The organism is Vibrio sp. S17_S38, assembly GCF_014694375.1.
Lineage (GTDB): Bacteria > Pseudomonadota > Gammaproteobacteria > Enterobacterales > Vibrionaceae > Vibrio.
In genome coordinates, this window is record NZ_JAAUWW010000003.1 from 243,487 (window position 1) to 259,638 (window position 16,152).

General features: G+C 42.1%; 20 protein-coding genes. 7 read left to right on the top strand and 13 right to left on the bottom strand.

From position 1 onward, the window contains the following. Positions 1 to 178 precede the first annotated feature (178 nt). Complete coding sequence (locus HC725_RS04150; RefSeq protein WP_190330499.1) at positions 179 to 634, top strand: DUF2061 domain-containing protein; 456 nt, start codon at positions 179 to 181, stop codon at positions 632 to 634. A 372-nt stretch (positions 635 to 1,006) separates the two neighbouring features. On the opposite strand, the gene HC725_RS04155 is transcribed toward HC725_RS04150, so the two are convergent. Genes HC725_RS04155 through HC725_RS04165 form a run of 3 tightly spaced genes read right to left on the bottom strand, consistent with a single transcriptional unit; the run spans position 1,007 to position 3,561 of the window. Further along, positions 1,007 to 1,885: a hypothetical protein gene (locus HC725_RS04155; RefSeq protein WP_190330500.1), complete on the bottom strand. Its 879-nt coding sequence runs from the start codon at positions 1,883 to 1,885 to the stop codon at positions 1,007 to 1,009. Then, on the bottom strand, positions 1,885 to 3,012 hold the full coding sequence (locus HC725_RS04160) for a phage tail protein (RefSeq protein ID WP_190330501.1): 1,128 nt from the start codon (positions 3,010 to 3,012) through the stop codon (positions 1,885 to 1,887). The genes HC725_RS04155 and HC725_RS04160 overlap by 1 nt, the downstream gene beginning before the upstream one ends. Positions 3,013 to 3,018: 6 nt before the next feature. Next, the gene (locus HC725_RS04165) at positions 3,019 to 3,561 is read right to left on the bottom strand and encodes a phage tail protein I (protein WP_238928419.1); all 543 of its coding nucleotides are present in this window, start codon (positions 3,559 to 3,561) and stop codon (positions 3,019 to 3,021) included. A 126-nt stretch (positions 3,562 to 3,687) separates the two neighbouring features. Here HC725_RS04165 and HC725_RS04170 point away from each other — a divergent pair, with 126 nt between their 5' ends. From HC725_RS04170 to HC725_RS04180, 3 genes are all read left to right on the top strand, one after another. Then, positions 3,688 to 4,116, top strand: a complete 429-nt coding sequence (locus HC725_RS04170) for a hypothetical protein (protein WP_190330502.1) — start codon at positions 3,688 to 3,690, stop codon at positions 4,114 to 4,116. 138 nt (positions 4,117 to 4,254) lie between these two features. Beyond that, on the top strand, positions 4,255 to 6,495 hold the full coding sequence (locus HC725_RS04175; protein WP_194687859.1) for a phage tail tape measure protein: 2,241 nt from the start codon (positions 4,255 to 4,257) through the stop codon (positions 6,493 to 6,495). A gap of 72 nt (positions 6,496 to 6,567) precedes the next feature. Beyond that, a complete protein-coding gene (locus tag HC725_RS04180) occupies positions 6,568 to 6,801 on the top strand; it encodes a DinI-like family protein (protein ID WP_190330503.1) in 234 nt (77 codons plus the stop codon). A 79-nt stretch (positions 6,802 to 6,880) separates the two neighbouring features. On the opposite strand, the gene HC725_RS04185 is transcribed toward HC725_RS04180, so the two are convergent. Together HC725_RS04185 and HC725_RS04190 are read right to left on the bottom strand one after the other, a co-directional pair. Continuing rightward, complete coding sequence (locus tag HC725_RS04185; protein WP_190330504.1) at positions 6,881 to 7,936, bottom strand: DNA-methyltransferase; 1,056 nt, start codon at positions 7,934 to 7,936, stop codon at positions 6,881 to 6,883. A gap of 176 nt (positions 7,937 to 8,112) precedes the next feature. Continuing rightward, on the bottom strand, positions 8,113 to 8,319 hold the full coding sequence (locus HC725_RS04190; RefSeq protein ID WP_190330505.1) for a hypothetical protein: 207 nt from the start codon (positions 8,317 to 8,319) through the stop codon (positions 8,113 to 8,115). 192 nt (positions 8,320 to 8,511) lie between these two features. On the opposite strand from HC725_RS04190, the gene HC725_RS04195 reads away from it, so the two are divergent. The 3 genes from HC725_RS04195 to HC725_RS04205 all read left to right on the top strand — a co-directional run bounded on the left by HC725_RS04195 (position 8,512) and on the right by HC725_RS04205 (position 9,693). Next, positions 8,512 to 8,865 carry a helix-turn-helix domain-containing protein gene (locus HC725_RS04195; RefSeq protein WP_190330506.1) on the top strand — a complete coding sequence of 118 codons (354 nt, stop codon included), beginning with the start codon at positions 8,512 to 8,514 and terminating at the stop codon, positions 8,863 to 8,865. A gap of 2 nt (positions 8,866 to 8,867) precedes the next feature. Continuing rightward, positions 8,868 to 9,386: an ImmA/IrrE family metallo-endopeptidase gene (locus HC725_RS04200; RefSeq protein ID WP_190330507.1), complete on the top strand. Its 519-nt coding sequence runs from the start codon at positions 8,868 to 8,870 to the stop codon at positions 9,384 to 9,386. A 157-nt stretch (positions 9,387 to 9,543) separates the two neighbouring features. Beyond that, positions 9,544 to 9,693, top strand: a complete 150-nt coding sequence (locus HC725_RS04205) for a hypothetical protein (protein WP_190330508.1) — start codon at positions 9,544 to 9,546, stop codon at positions 9,691 to 9,693. Between the two features lie 69 nt (positions 9,694 to 9,762). On the opposite strand, the gene HC725_RS04210 is transcribed toward HC725_RS04205, so the two are convergent. The 8 genes from HC725_RS04210 to HC725_RS04245 all read right to left on the bottom strand — a co-directional run bounded on the left by HC725_RS04210 (position 9,763) and on the right by HC725_RS04245 (position 16,145). Then, positions 9,763 to 11,106, bottom strand: a complete 1,344-nt coding sequence (locus HC725_RS04210; protein WP_190330509.1) for a phage head morphogenesis protein — start codon at positions 11,104 to 11,106, stop codon at positions 9,763 to 9,765. After that, the gene (locus HC725_RS04215; RefSeq protein ID WP_342365919.1) at positions 11,094 to 12,203 is read right to left on the bottom strand and encodes a phage portal protein family protein; all 1,110 of its coding nucleotides are present in this window, start codon (positions 12,201 to 12,203) and stop codon (positions 11,094 to 11,096) included. Before HC725_RS04215 ends, HC725_RS04210 begins: the two co-directional genes overlap by 13 nt. Then, complete coding sequence (locus tag HC725_RS04220) at positions 12,142 to 12,573, bottom strand: hypothetical protein (RefSeq protein WP_190330510.1); 432 nt, start codon at positions 12,571 to 12,573, stop codon at positions 12,142 to 12,144. The genes HC725_RS04215 and HC725_RS04220 overlap by 62 nt, the downstream gene beginning before the upstream one ends. Positions 12,574 to 12,581: 8 nt before the next feature. Beyond that, complete coding sequence (locus tag HC725_RS04225) at positions 12,582 to 13,586, bottom strand: major capsid protein (RefSeq protein ID WP_190330511.1); 1,005 nt, start codon at positions 13,584 to 13,586, stop codon at positions 12,582 to 12,584. A 90-nt stretch (positions 13,587 to 13,676) separates the two neighbouring features. Next, positions 13,677 to 14,276: a hypothetical protein gene (locus HC725_RS04230; RefSeq protein ID WP_190330512.1), complete on the bottom strand. Its 600-nt coding sequence runs from the start codon at positions 14,274 to 14,276 to the stop codon at positions 13,677 to 13,679. Next, a complete protein-coding gene (locus HC725_RS04235; protein ID WP_190330513.1) occupies positions 14,273 to 14,671 on the bottom strand; it encodes a hypothetical protein in 399 nt (132 codons plus the stop codon). The genes HC725_RS04230 and HC725_RS04235 overlap by 4 nt, the downstream gene beginning before the upstream one ends. Next, complete coding sequence (locus tag HC725_RS04240) at positions 14,671 to 15,624, bottom strand: hypothetical protein (protein ID WP_190330514.1); 954 nt, start codon at positions 15,622 to 15,624, stop codon at positions 14,671 to 14,673. Before HC725_RS04240 ends, HC725_RS04235 begins: the two co-directional genes overlap by 1 nt. Positions 15,625 to 15,632: 8 nt before the next feature. Continuing rightward, complete coding sequence (locus HC725_RS04245) at positions 15,633 to 16,145, bottom strand: phage major tail tube protein (RefSeq protein ID WP_190330515.1); 513 nt, start codon at positions 16,143 to 16,145, stop codon at positions 15,633 to 15,635. Positions 16,146 to 16,152 lie beyond the last annotated feature (7 nt).

Here is a 16,152-nt window from a genome sequence, read left to right on the forward strand (position 1 = left end):
GCCATTAGGTTGACCTTTTTTATTTTCAGAACCTCCGCTTTAAGGCAAAGAGATAAGCGTTATCCGGTGAGTTTTTAAAAGCTAAGAGCTATCAATAAAATAGATAAACCCATTTGATAATAGTTATCATTTAGATTATAGTATTTTCATCAGCTTAGAAATGACTCGGAGAAAGATCATGAAAAAAACACTTACCTTTGCAGTTCTACACTTCAGCGTTGCGTTTACTTTAGCTTACTTGCTCACTGGAGATATTATTTTAGGTAGCTTAATTGCCATGATCGAGCCAATGGTAAATACCGTTGCTTTCTATTTTCATGACAAAGTATGGCAACGAAATAAATTATTAAAAATTGCATTACAAGCTCCTTCAAAGAAGACCATGAGCTTCGCAGTATTGCACTTCAGTGTCGCATTCTTAGTCACTTACTTATTAACCGGTGATGCCTTCATTGGTGGTTTAATGGCAACTATAGAGCCAAGCGTAAATACCGTCGTATTTTATTTCCATGAACGTTTTTGGCAACGTAAACAAAATATCCAGTTTACTTTGCAATGTCACCATCATGACTTACAACAACATAGCCAAGAGTTATCAGAGCCTCAATTAAAGAAAAGTACGATCTCTGCTTAAGCGCTTTAATATTAACTCTTACCTATTCTATCTCCAGGCCACAAAACATGCTCAGCCCCTTCACTATTGGGCATGTTTATGTTTAACCCCATCAACATATAAAACCTTAATGCATTTCAGCTAATCTTAAGTTTTACTTACTCTTACTTCCAGTATTGACCTTTATGATTAATATTAATTGAGCATAATTGACAGCGCGAAACGACACTTAAAACACGGTAGATTTTTAAGTTAAAACGCTTTCAAGGTGAAATTAACCGGAATTATGTGGGATTTTATGGGACGAAATTCATCATATTATGGCTTGAAAGTTAATGTTACGGACTAACAAAAAGCCGCTTAATGTGTTAATCACTAAACGGCTTTTGGGTTTTATTTGACGACGGGTTCAGGCCAGGGGTTTGAATTTTGTATCTCTATTCGAGCTGCAAGAGCTTGGTTTTCCATATCTGTCGCTTCGTCTTCCCATCCTTGCAGACGCTTAATGTTGGCCTCAGATATTAGTGGATCACATATCCTTGCATAAAGCTGTCGTCTTGTTTCATCGACCTGATTAAAATCACCAATGTATTTATTATCTTGGTTTGTTATCCATTCCTCATTTTTCCATTCGTCATATTGAGTTGAGGGCTCCTTAAGGGTGTAGTCGTCAGGTATATCACCCAGTTCTTGCATCAACTCAGAATGTGTTGCATCGGTGCAATCATAAATAACTTGTTCACGATAGTCGGCAATATACTGCCATTCGTTATCAACCAGTCTGATCACAAAACCTTGTTTATCCGTTGGCGGTTTAGTGAAAGTATGATTCTCGGGCAATGTAAAGTTGTAATCTGAAATGATTAACTCATTACCTTCACTGTCCCAATAAGATTTACCAATTTCTATGTCATAAATAAGCCATTTTTCATCTTGATAAAGTACGGTTTGAATTTCAGTATCATATTCGGGCGGTGCTTCTAATACTGCCCATTCGGGATAATCGCCATCAGGTGTGCCTATAACACAAGCTTGACCGTTCGGAGTCCAAAACTCATCCAAAGCTTTGTTCTTGATTTCTTCCCAGCTATTCGTTTCCCAATCATATTTACCGATCATGCCGTCAGCACTCGGTGTATAAACATTCTCGGTGTAATCGGCGCCTAATGCAGTGCCTTTGGCGACATGTTCTTGCGTATTGCCTAGCCACCATCCTTCAGGGTGAATCTTTGAGACACTTAGTGTGATTGATTTCGGTTGAATGCTATTCATTAGGCAAGCCTCACTATCCAGTTAAATTTACGGTGGTTGATGGTGTTTTTAAGTGCGCCAAATAAGGCAATAGCAACACTGTGTGCATGTGATCCAATAGCAACTGTATGTGCGTGGTTGGGGATCGATATTTTGCTAGTTGGGCTTTTCCAATACCGACCAAGATTTTGACCTCTGCCAATGTAGTCCAACTGATCTGCATAGCCACTATCGTAAGCTCTAGACAATTCAATATTAGCTTTTAAACTTTGCGTTGATGTCGTCTTAGTCCCTAAATTAGTAGAGCTGACGGTTGAATTTGGGTGACCGTGTTCTTTAACTTGACCTTCTTCATATGCCAAAATCAACTCACCATCTTCTTTACCGATGATACCTAAACCGCGCATATCAGGAATGATGCCGTCTGGGTACAGTTTGGCGAGCTCTGGGTTTGCGAGAATATCAAAAGCTTGCCCTTTATGAATGGCAAATCCATCTGGGGCAATATCTGAACCCCAAGGGAGAGGAACGCCAACAGGACAAATGCGTTTTGCAATGCCAAGCCATAATTTTTCAACTAAGGTATTAATCACATAACTAGCGCTTAATGCTCTAGTGAACTTTTTAATCGTAAGGAATGCGCTATCATCAATACCTGCATCGACTTGTTCTTCTGTGATTATTTTAGCAATACCACGCTCTAGTTCGGTGGCTTGGGGATAGATTGGTGTGACATCAATTGTAACGACTGAAGCGTTGTACAAGTCTACTGAGCATTCAATTTCAAGTTGAATGTAATCTTGACCTACGTCAGGAATCACACTTGGGGTGTATGAGCTATATACGATCAAATCACCTTCATTGTCATACAGACCAAATTCTAAAATAGACTTTCCAGCAAACTGCATGCTGTCTACATAGACAATGGCGTTAATCCAGGTGTCACTGGTGTTGCCTTCGTTTATTGGTTGTCGGCCAAACTCATTCACTAATTGAGTAAATGCAGGGTCTGGTGTTACATATTCGAAGTTAGCATCACCTAATGCCATTTCAGCGATAGTGATTTTTGTACCAGCTTGATATGCATCATCGAGCTTTGTGATACCTATATCAGTTAATACAGCGGTTTTTAACGGTTCATCTGCCATTATTATTTATCCATTCATCAATGTTACAGTAATACGCTTACGACTACGAACGGTGACACCAGCATAAATGCCGCCATGACTCACAGGATTACGAACTACCATTCGCCATGTCTGAGAGCCTTGCTTATTACTCTCAACTAACGTCACAACGTTCTCGTAATCTTTCTGAGTTAATCCACCGTTCTCTTGAGTAGCTTCAACTAAGAATGTGCCTTTCTCACCTTGTGGTTGCATCTGATGCCATACGGTTAGTTTTGGATCAAAACCCGTTAGACTTAACGCTCGCTCTACAGCCCAAATGGTGCCTTTGTACTTGTATAGCACTAGACCATTTTTCACGACTTCACGTTTACGCTCCGTCGTCCAGGCGTCATCCCAAGTATCCACACGGAACCACCACGCAAGCCACGGGAGAAAAGACTCATGCACATTATCAATATCGAGCACTTGTAAGCCTTTAATTTCAGAACGCAACGCATTCATTTCCTCGGTGGTTAAATCACTCAAGGTCTTCATACGAATGTCGCTTTTCAAAATCTTAGGCAGCATAGTCAATTCTCAATTATCCAGAGTCATCATATTAATCAAACCCTAAAACATAATTTCCATTCGGCAGATTCAAGCTCAATAAAAGACACAATACAGGCTCCCAAATCATCAAATGAGAATTGAGTTATGAGTAAAACTAAGTCCCCTGAAAACCATGTTGAAACGCCATTGAAAGAAGAGCAAAAGCTGTACACGCTTGAAGAAATTGCCAAGTCGATCATGGAGTTTGGTATTTGCCCGATAAACACACCTATTCAGCACGGTGGCATGAAGCTCAATTGTGCTAAACGTGTACGCAAAGCCTTAGTAAAAGATCGCATTGAAGCAGTACGCTTTTCAAAAGAGCAATATGGCTTTGAGTTCAATGACGCAATTACCGCTCATATTGGTTCAAGCATCTTAGTGTTTGGTGAGCTTGATGATGAACAACGAGATGAACGTGAAAGCCTGACTCATTTGTCCATGAAAGGCGAAGTTATTGTGCCTGTCGATATGATCATTAATACCCCATATGAGGAGCTGATTAATCTGGCCCATCTCATGGGAAAGAGCTAAATCTCGCTCGAATTAAATCTAAGGTTTTTGATCGCTCTTTTGGCCTACTGACTCACAAGAAAGTAGGCATTGTTTCGGTTGGTGAATTGATGATGGCTGATTGGTCCCAATACACCTATTTCATAGAGGTATATAATAATGCCATCAAGCAATAGTAATTATTCATTGGAACTGATTGTTGGTATACAAGATGCCTTTACGCAGCAATCAAAAAAGATAGAAAAAGAATCGAGTAAATTAGAGCGAGAATTTAAAGACTTACAAAAAACCGTTGCGGATGTTGATTCGTATAAGAAGGCTGAAAAAGCATTAACGGAATTGGGTCAACAAGAAAAGAAAAATGCTAAGGCTATTAACACACAGCAAAATGAGCTAGAGCGACTTGGCCGAACCTTGAAGCAATCTGGTTTCGATATCAATAACATAGCAACCGAAGAAAAGAAGCTCCAACAGCAAGTTCAAAAAACAAATGCTGAATTAAAAAAGCAAGGCGGAGCGCTTAAGCATATCGAAAAGATTGGAGCGTTCGCTGGTGCGGCAACTGCATCCGCAGGCTTAGCTTGGGCTGGAAATGATAAGGCTCGCAATGAACGACTACTCGCAGCACGCAGTAGCTACTCGTTAGAAGATGTTCAGTCTGTTACTCAGCGACAGTTCCGAAGCGATCTCATTCGTAAGTATGGTGCAGAACAAGAAAGTATCTTTGCCGCGCAAGCCATGGCCAAGCAACAGAACTTGAGCGACCAGGATACGATGGACTTAACCAAGGCGACCATCCAACTTCAAAAAATCTTCCCTGATTATTCATCCCCTGAAACGGTACGTGCTTTGGCGAATATATCCAAGGGGTTTGGTATTAGCATCCAAGAAGCGGCTGATAAGCTTTACGCCACCAGCTCAACAATTGGGGATACAAACGGTGACTTACTCGATACCTTTGCGGAATACTCACCATTACTAGGCGATAAGATTTCTTTTGACCAATTTGCTGCGTCCATCATCCAAGCCCGAAAAGCTGGCGTATGGAATACCGATAAAGTTGGTGACTCCCTTAAAGAATCCTTTATGGCCAGATTTAGCGACTCAGGTGAATTCGCTAAATTAGTCGGCACAGGTGATAAAGCAGGTACTGTTGATGCGATTCAAAATGCAGACCTTAGAGACCGTATTAAAACCGCAGCTTATCGCGTTCGTGATGATGTGAAATCAGGGGTTGCGCCAGGTAATAACTATGCTGCACTTTTAGCGTTGGTTAATAGCGCGAGTAACACATCGGATGCTGGAGCAATAAAACCATTATTAGAATCCATTGGCGGCACCATCTTATCGGAAGACGTTGGTACAAAAGGTGTTAAAGGCGTTGTCGATGGGTTAACCAATCCTGAAGCTTCATTTGGCGGTGCACAATCGCTAGAAGAAGCGAGTGATAGCATTTCTACAGCTTTAGATAAATCAATGAACGCTTGGAGTACGGGTATTGATTCACTAACAAACCGTAGTAGCGATTTAATTGATTCCATGGATGGTCTTGGTGATGTAATTTCAAGTCTCACAGGCAGTGCCACCAGCAGCATGAATGAAAACGCTGGTGTGGGTTACGGGGCTTTATTCGCATCGGTTCTTACCGCCGGATTTGCTGGCAAGTTCGCAACTAAAATAGGCACTAAACTAGGTGGAAAGGTTTTAAATAAAGTGCTTGGAACCTCCACCAGCCCTAAGGCGGTTAAACCATCTAGTATGTTTGGTGGCTTATTTACCAAATCAGCGGCAGAGCCTGTAGCCAACATCGCCAAAGAAGCAAGCTTTTTACCTAAAGCTGGCGGTGCTTTATTACGAGGAGGTAAAGGATTACTTAAACGAGCGCCATTAATAGGAACGGCGCTTAATGCAGGTTCTATTGCCATGAGCGCCGCTGAAGGTGACGATGCTCAAATGTGGAAAGACATTGGTGCAACCGCTGGCTCGTGGCTTGGGGGTTTAGGCGGTGGCGCTTTAGGTACCTTAGCTGGCGGTGTCGGAGCTGCTCCTGGAGCCATTGCAGGTTCCGTTGGTGGGTCAATGGTTGGAGAAGATATCGCAAGTTGGTTATATGACATTTTTAACGGTAATGAAGATCCGGTTAATACTCAAGCCGTCACACAAACAGAGCAAGCAATACAAAGTGCGCCTGCTCAGCAGACATTGATCGCACCTCCTCAAGTTACGATTGATTTGAGCTTTACACCGTCCATTCAAATTGATGCAGTATCGAGCGACCCAGAAGCATTATCTCAATCATTAGTGGCGAGCTTACGAGATTTAACTCCACAGCTCAGACAAGCTTTGCATGATGTGATGGATGATCTATGGAAAGACATGGACGCACTTGATCAAAGTTAAAATTACCCATAAAATAATACTGTATAAATAAACAGTATTATTTGTAAGAAACTAGCTTTGAAGGAGTAAACCATGCGTGTTGATTTGATTGTAGATAAAAGCCGACTAGAAAAGGATATGTTTTCTCGCATCGAGCCTGAAATGAATAAACGAATTTTACCATTCTACCCAGATGCTAGAATTCGTGTTCGTAAAGGAGAAAATAATCATCTTGATATTTCAGGCAAAGACAAAAATGCCAAAGCAAAAATTAATGAGCTTCTTGAAGCCATGTTTGATGAAGCGGATGAATGGTTGCATAACTAGTTTACTCACTTCCGTTTTTTCGATTTAGATTGAGGCGCAAACTAATGCGCCTTTTCTTTTATCAATTAAACGTTACGGACTAACATTTAATTTCTTTCAGGTTATCCAGCGTGGTTTGGTAAGTTTCTTCTTCCATTTCAATGCCGATAAAACGTCGATTCAAACCAAGACAAGCTCGGCCTGTTGAACCGCTCCCCATAAAGGCATCGAGTACCACATCATTTTCACGGCTACTTGCTGTGATAATGTGCTCTAACAAAGCTTGAGGTTTCTCACATGGATGCTTGCCAGGATAATACTGAACAGGTGCAAAACTCCAAACATCAGTGTAAGGCACATCACTCGTTACGCTAAACGGTCTGCGTAAATGTTCATACTCGGCTTTAAGTTCATCAAAGTCACGAACCAGAACTTGGTACTGCGTTTGCAGTTCAGAGTATTGATTGGCCAACTCGGAATGACTACGTGATAGTTCACCAGCTTTTGCTTTAAATAAAGCTTGCAGTTGTAGGTATTGTTTCTCGTTGGGCAACTTCCATTGGCTTTCACTAAACCAATGCGAACACATTTGCGTTCCTGTCGCTTTGTTGATATCAGCAGCACTCACACCAAGCTGTTTACGAGCATTGATGAAATAGTCCATTAATGGCTTAAAGACCTGTTTCTTTAAATTGGCACATTGCGTTGCGTAACCAGAGCAGCCTTTGGCATAACCTTCTGCGTTGTAATGCCCTGCAAAAATGATCCGCTCAGTGGCAGGGAAAAACATTCTTAGATCGGGTTTATGCATGCGCTTCCATGGGCCTGATGGTTTAGCCCAAATAATATGGTTAAATACTTCAAAGCGATTGCGTATCAGGATTTCTGTATCACTGGCAAGTTTGGAACCACAGAATAGATAAAGACCACCAGACGGCTTTAAAACGCGCCAAAATTCAATCAAAACTTCATCAAGCCAAGCAAGAAACGAAGTAACATCAGGCCATTGGTTATCCCAAGCATTACGCTTTACTTGGAAGTAAGGTGGATCAGTTAAAATCAGATCAACAGAGTTATCAGGGACTTTCTTCAGGTAGGTTAAGCAATCTGCGTTGGCCAACGTCATACGACCATCAAATAAGGTGTGTTCGTGCATTCTTATCTCCTCATTAAAAGAGCCTTGAATACAAGCGAAAAACCGCCAGCTACAGGGGGAATAGTAGCTGGCGGGGTTTTGCTGCTTCCTCTCCAAATGCTTTATTAATTGGCATTTGGGTCTCAGGTACTCAAGGCATCAAAACACAAAGAAAGCATAACACTAAAGCTGTATATCTAACCAGTATTTTTGTGATTTTTCATCATTTGGTAAATATCAGACATAGGCAGCATGCTGATTTGTTCTAATACGAGTTCAATGTGGCAAGCGCTGTACTCAGGCATGATTACAGAAAGCTTCACAGGGTCTAATTCAGGAACGAGGCGAGATTGCTGTACAATTAATTCAATCAGTGGTTTTGCGTCAGGTTTAATCGGTAACATGCTGAAATTCCATATTATTTCGAAGTAACCTGACACTATTATGGTGTGTTGGGAATAGCTAGTTCTTTTTGTAAATTCAGTTAACCTAATAAAGATGCTTGAAATTAACCAAAAACTGGTTTATCGTGTGCTCTGGTAGTGGGGTGAAAGGCCACAATTGTTTACTTTAGACAATAGTATGGTGGGTAAGTTATGAAAGCGACAGCTTTTGGAAAATATTTAAGAAAGATAAGAATTGAACAAGAAATCTTGTTAAAAGATATGGCAACAGCATTAGGCGTCAGTTCAGCTTATCTTTCTTCGGTTGAGTTGGGTAAAAAATCCATCTCGGACGCAATTGTTTCAAAAATCTGTTCTTCTTTTAATTTGACACAAAAACAAGTTAATCAGTTGGAAGAATCCGTTGTTCTTTCTCAACCGTCAGTAAAAATTGATTTGGTTGGGAAATCAAATAATGAACGAGAAATGGTTATGTCATTTGCAAGACGTTATGAATCTCTATCTGACTCGGATCGTGAGCAAGTTATGAAAATGCTGGGAGACTAATAATGACGTTTAAGCGAAAATTAGGCCATAAAGTCAAACCAATGAGCGCAAAGAAAATTCAAGAAGAAGCACAATTTGCTCGCGATACTTTTTACCTTTCTAAGCCAAAAGTTAAAATTTGTCACTTACTAGAAGCGCTTCAAGAAATAGGTACGCTTACTCTTGAAATATTAGAAGATCATGAGCTTGGAGATGAAGAAGCCAGAGCTTTTCCTGATAAAAATCATATTCAAGTTAAAAACTCAGTATATGAAGCAGCTTGTGTTGGGTGTGGGCATAGTATCTTTACGCTAGCGCATGAATTAGGTCATTTGATGCTTCATAAAAATGCCAAGCCTAGCTTCGCAAGAGGTAGCCATAAAATTTATGAAGATAGTGAGTGGCAAGCAGATACATTCGCATCAGAATTTTTAATGGATTCGCGACTAATCGATGAAAATATAACAGTGGATCTATTAATAGAAAAATTTGGAGTAACACGACATGCAGCGGAGGTGAGGTTATCAAAATTGAAAAAATAACTGCTCTTTATTCGCCAAAATAAAGAGCAGTATTAACTAGATAGAGAAACCAAGAGGCTCTATCACCTAGCGTTTTTTGTATAAGCAAATGTAGATTAGCACCTACATTCATTTGACGCAAGGTTCAAATTCTCTCTTGGTAAGGAGGTGAATATGCATGACTTTGAAGAAAATCACTAATAAACAAGCACCTAAAGGTTTTCGTTGGATTTTTTGCCGCTATCGAAAAGTTCGAGGAAATTCACAAAAAATGTTAGATGCTCATGAGTATGGGTATGAATCTTGGGCATTTCTTGTTAGGTGTTAAAGTAAAAAGTTGGGGCCATTCAGGCCCCAAATTTATCTATAATTAGCAAAAACAGTCATTAAATGGATATTATTTTAATGTTGTTTTGGTTATTCCAAGCGCTGAATTCATCCCCACCAATTTATAAACTGCACTTTCATCATAAGCACTCAGATACGCGACCGCTCGTAGTGACTCATCCAGCTCCAACACAAACATCAAGCTTGGCAGAAAATCACCCTCTTTCAGTTCATCAAAGGCAAGCAATACTTCATCTGGTGATGACATCAGCTGAGAGTTGATCATCTCTTGAAATGGCTCAAGGGCTGAGGTTTGTTTAATTGCCTTATTCACCACGCTTGCGGACAACGTCTGCTTAGATGCCGTTTTGATTTGCTCATCGAGTACCTTACTGCTTTGCGCTTTGGAATAATCGAGAATAGATTGCGTTAGACCGTACTCATTGGCACGTTCCATCATTGATGCTGGAATGGTTTTCATCGAGACAATTGGCGAACTGGTAAACTGATGTTCTTTACCTGTGGTCGCATCACTGTCCAGTTCCTTGGCATTGATTTGGTTTGAAGCTTGTTTGGCCGACGCTGGCAGTTTGTCATATTGCGCACTTGATAAAACCGATACGGTCGCACGACATTTGTGATGATTCGGTGGGTAAAAGCTTTCCCAGAAAGGGTCGTCTTTTGGTTTGACCGTATTGTCTAGTTTGTGACACAACTCTGTGGTGCCTGAATCCAACACTGACGAATAGACCAGGTATGACACCAAATCATTGTTAGCAATTTGCGTCCAACGGCCAGCGTTATAAGCCGTCATCATGTTGTTACGATAATGCAGCTCAAGATAATACGGATTGGCTTTCGATAGGCCTTCTTGATCCAATATTTGCTGCATATTACCCAGCGTTTCCGAACGTGTTGCACCGTTTTTAAGCGCTGCTTCATATTGTTTTTTAACACGGTTAATCGCATCCACGCTCGATACATTGGCCACAGTGAAAGCACGTAGCTTCATGGCAGCTTCCATTTGTTGGAATTCAATGCTGTCGGTTGGTACAGTGGTTTTTAGTGCATCAATGGCTTCTTGAAACGGCACATCGTCAACGGCGAGATAAACTGGTGTAGGTGGAATCAGTGAGCTTAGTTCGGTCTCTTGCTTAATGTTTTCATCAACTGACTTCACGACATGAGCTTGGCCAAGTAACCAACTCACCATCATTGAAGCAGTATAGATATCCGTGTAGCTCTGCGTGGCTTTAGTGAGGTCGATATCATCAGGATTTACATTCTCATTAAATGCCGTTTCAATCTCGTTTGAAAGTGTCTTGATAGTTAAAGAAAGCGCCTCATCTTCAAGGCGCTGTAATTTTTCAAGGTTGGATTTCTCTTGGCTAGCAAGCGTGTCTAAAGTAGGCATAAATGCTTCCCTGGTACATCTGAAAACTCTAATGCCGATTGAGGCGTTTGCGCTGCAGAATCAGTAGTTAATGCTGAATCAAGCATAGCTTTATAAGCCTCTTCATCAACACGAACTTTGATATTACCTTCACGGCCATTAGCAATAAATACCCACTTGCATAAGGTTTGGTTTAACGCTTTATATACCATACGGGCATCTTGTTTAGAGACTCGCATTCCAGCACGCTCGTGTACTTCACCAAGTGAACGAGAGCCGTATTTTTGATTGCCATTGGTTAGCGTTTGCCCTGTAATAGATTTAGCAATTTTGTTATCAATGTATTCGATGGTACGTAGCAGTTCATCGACTTTACCTGAAGCTGATAACGTAACAATTTCTTCCACACCACTTAATGCCACTGCATCCCCGTTCATCACAGGGGCAAGTGAATCCGCGATTTTTTGCAAATCTTCATCACCATTTGCATCTTTAGCTAAGGCTATTGCGGTCGGAATGGCATACTTTTCACCAAGGCGCTCAATGTTGGCCCAGCTAATCCATTTGCTTTGCCAGATTGGCCATACGGATTCTAAAATAGTTTCACCGTATGGACGTTCGCTTGAGGGTTTACGAAGCACAGGGATCACTTTACCAGTGACAGGTGTTTTGTTGGTGTAATCCACGGCGCTATACACCAGAGAACCATCCGTCATAATGCGGAAGTTTTCAGGTCGTTTTTGCTCAGAGTTCACCACACAAAGCAGCTCTCCTTGTTGTTCCCACATTAACTCAACGGGCATAAAACCAAATTCAGTTGCGGCGAGCATTTGTTCCATTAGAGCTTCTAGATCTAAATCAGCGGTCACTTCTTGGAAAAATGCCACATCTTGAGATGAGCCTTCAATCATATAAGGAACCGTCATTGCCGTGGCGTGACGCATTTCTACATCCGAGGCCACTTCTTCATCGAGTAACATCGCGCGAATAGCACCATAGTAATAATTGCTGCTTTGGTGACGAGCATTTCCTAGCTCATAAGGCAGAGGATAACAATTAGTAATAACGTCGGTTGGAAGCCGAGCGATAAGGTTTGATAATGTGAGATTCTTGATCACGGGCAATCGCAGCTCCTGTATAAGTTGCGCCTGTATCGCTGTTATTGTTCAGGCCAAGCAAGGCATTGAGTAGAGCGATGGCATCGTCTTTACGTTCGTCAAAATCAAATTCACTGATTTCGCCTAATTCATAAATAGCCATTTGAGTCATGGCTTCTGTCAGAACGGCATTATCGTCATCATTAAATGAGCGGTTCAGTGCATTCTTTTGCCCTAAATAGGCGTAACACCAACGCGCAGCAGATTGGCAAGCCGTCTGAGCGTTCTTGGTATCGTTATAAGTAAGAGAGAGGTAGATTTGATCATCAAGGGAGTCAGAGACTCCCTCAGGTGTGACCATCGCTCTTAGTTGGGTAAGTGTGATAGCCATAGGTTTCCTTACGCAGCCAATGCGCCATCAGTCCAACAGATTGCATCCACAACAACAGCTGGAAGCGGTTTAGACATGGTGTACACATCTGCACCACTTGGGTCATCCGTTTTAATTACCTTAGCAAAGAATGGCAGAGCTTGAAGACCAGCATCCAAATCATCCAGTGCGGCAAAATAAGGTGTATGACCTGCATCTAAATCAATCATCACCATTTGATCATCTGGCACCGTTTTTACGACGGTTTTCATACCACCGACCATGGTTTGGTAAGAGCCGTTTTCAAGGTTAACAATGTAGCCACCAACGTTGACTTGACCTTTACTGACTTTTACATCCAATACATTCGATTTGTTTTGACCGGCTAAAGTAAGGATGCGAGCAAATAAAGTCTTGCCACACAATACTTCTAGGTTCATGCCATAACCTTTGGATTGAATTTTTTCATCCATGTCTTGCAATGCGCTATAAACCGTTTCGATTGTTGCGCCTGCCGCATTCAATGACTCCGCAAAGCTGTAGCGAAGCGGCTCACCAAAATCAACTTCGAATAACTCAGTTGCACCATCAGAGGTTTTCATTGGGTATGAAATTTTACCCGTTAGTGATTGAGCACATAACGCTTCGGTTGAAAACTCAATCTTACGCATCACACCACTTTGCAGCATCTCAAAATACTTTTTGATGTTGGTTAGACCTAACGCCTTCAAGTTATTCAGCTCGGCCGCAGAAACATGCGATACCGTTGAAAAACCTTGTGGCTCGATAGATTGCGTTTCTAGATCGTCACCACCCAATTGATACGCGCGAGTACCACGACGAACCACAGGAATGTTGGATAGTGTTTCTTTTAACACGCTCCAAGGAATGCGCACACTTGGGTAAAATACCGCTTGGCCAAACACCTTGTTGCGAATGCGCATTGGCACAGGCTTACGCTTTTTGTAGTTATTGAGCAGCTCAGACCACTCTTGAGGGGCTACTAGGCTACGTAATACGTCAATAATATCCATGTTGTCTCTCTCATTGAGCGCCTCTTGTGCCTTGTATCTAATAACAGCAATCAAGAGGCGATGTAGGATTAAATAAAATTAGGGTTAAAACTAAGCTTGTTGCTCGTTTGATGTGTCATCGTTTTGAAGCTCATTTTCAGCTTCGCCACTAGGGTTTGCATCATCAATCACAAGATCAAAGCTATCTTCTATACGTGGGTATTCACCTTTCTTGTTAAAGGCAACCTTGATGCTGACTTCACCATTACCGATAGGTGTAATTGCTCCGGTCTTTTCATCCACTGTGGCAATGGCTTCATTGCTTGAGGTGAATTTCACCACTTGGCCATACGGGTTATTAATGGCCAGAGAGAAGGTTTCATCATTGCTGTCTTCAGACAAAACACTTGCTAACATTGGCGTATCATCTACTTTTACAAAACCAACATGCTCCAGTGGAGAATCTTGATCATCAGCAAGCTCAGTATCAGTCACAATTGGAGCTGATTGACCTAACTGGTGATAAGCATCGCCTTCACGTTTCACCGTTTGCAGGGCTTTTATTGCATTATCAATTAGCTCGTTGCGACGTGAATGATGTAGGAGTATGCGAGGATGACCACCCATTTGCACAAAAGCCGTTGATGCGGCGCGCAAGGCTTTGGCGAACACCCCATCTTGCTTACTTTTTTGCTGCTCTAATGGACTCATACCCAAGCTCCTTCAGCGTAAAGTTGACACAATGACAACTTGAATTCATCCGAGGTGGCGATGACTGAATCATCAGCGAGCACAACACGGTCACGAATGTAACTACCAGCACGTAGAACCGAGGCAGAGTTATCGCCATCAAACTGCTTTGCGGTCACAATGCCTAGAGTGGATTGTTCATAGATAAGTTTGTTATCCCCATCGACCGCACCATTAATTAGGCTTTCACGTGACCAACGTTTTGCAATTGAGCCATCGGTAATTAAAACCACATGCCCAGGCAATAAACCCGTTACGCCATTACCGACTAATACTTGTTGAATAACATTACCACTGGCATGACTACCCACAATCGCAGGTGCACCTTTTAAGGTTTGCTTGTTTGAAAAATCCATTACCAACCCTCCGGATTAAACGTATCTTTTTGCTGACCGTCATTAGACAGCTCTAGCGCTTGGGTCAACGCATTAAATGATGGTGACTGTGGCGCAGCGGCTTTCTTCTCAGGCAGAGCCGAAATCATATTTTTGAGTTTCTTAAAATGACTCGTTTCACCTGTCGCACATAGTTCAATTACTGATGCATCATCAATCATGGCTTTAATGCTGGTGCGTAGGTCATCACTCATTTCACGCGAATCGGCAAGCTCGGTTAGAGACTCTTTACGATCCCCTGCCATTGATTCTTTTAGTGCGGTGACTTCTGAATCCGGCTTGCCTTCACCGGAAGGTTTGCCTTTATCGGCATCAGGTTCGCCATCTTTATTGGCTGGCGTATTAGGCTTAATGCCCATTTCTGCCAGCTCTTCTTTCAATACGCCCTTGAGCAAGCCTTTTAGTTTTTCTTCATCCATAGGAAGTCCTGTTTCTTCAGTTTGTTTTGATTGGCCAGCTTGATTACCCACGCTTGCCGATAAATAGATAACGTCATCACTAAAGTCGCTATCGCTTAAATTCACTACATCACGAGTTTTAATATCAGCCGCTGGTGGCAGCTGACCTAGAAACGCTAAGTGATGCATATGCCATTCACCGTCTTGTCCTATCACAGGGTGAATGCCTGCGCTAAAACCTTCAAACTCACCAGAGTCTTCGCGCTTCTCCATCTCTGGCGTGTAAACTACTTCGCCAACAAGAATGGTTTTATCCGTCGCTTGCTCAGTGCGTAGATTGGATACTCGGCCAAGGGCAGCAATTTGGTCGCTGCCTTTGGTTGGATGACCAGGTGTAACCGGAGGCCTAGAATCAGCTTTATAGTTACGAACGACTGATTCGAGCATCTCCTTAGTTACGGCCTTGCCATTCTTTTGAATACCAGACGCTACAATTTCTAATTTACGTACTCGCATCACGCCTCCTAAATAGTGACCGTGAAGCCATATTGACCAGGATCATCTGCTGGATATTTAGCACCTGTCTGCATATCCAACATAAACACACGTCCCGTTGAGTTACTGATTTCGATAAAGTGCACCGCAATATTGGCGGTATAAGGTGAGCCTTCATCGTTAAAGCCAGGGACAGGTGGATTCTTAACGTAACCATGAATACGCGTAACCGCGGCATCGACAATACGTGTACCCGTATCGGAATCGAGCACACGCACTTGACCTGTCATGCGAAGCTTTATCCAACCATCGTTATTGGTCAGTTGCGCGACATCGGCGAGCGCGACGGATTGAAACTCAACCGTTGCCGTTGGCGCTTCATATTTCCCGGTAGGAACTTCCACATCACCAAGACCACCTAAGCCACCGACGGTCGCCATCTTGCGCTGTACATCACATTCAGCGCTTTTGACTCGGCCCACGTATTGGGTTTCATTGATGAACGTCATCTGATCACGCCAAACAACACTTTTCTCTGCCATGATTTAT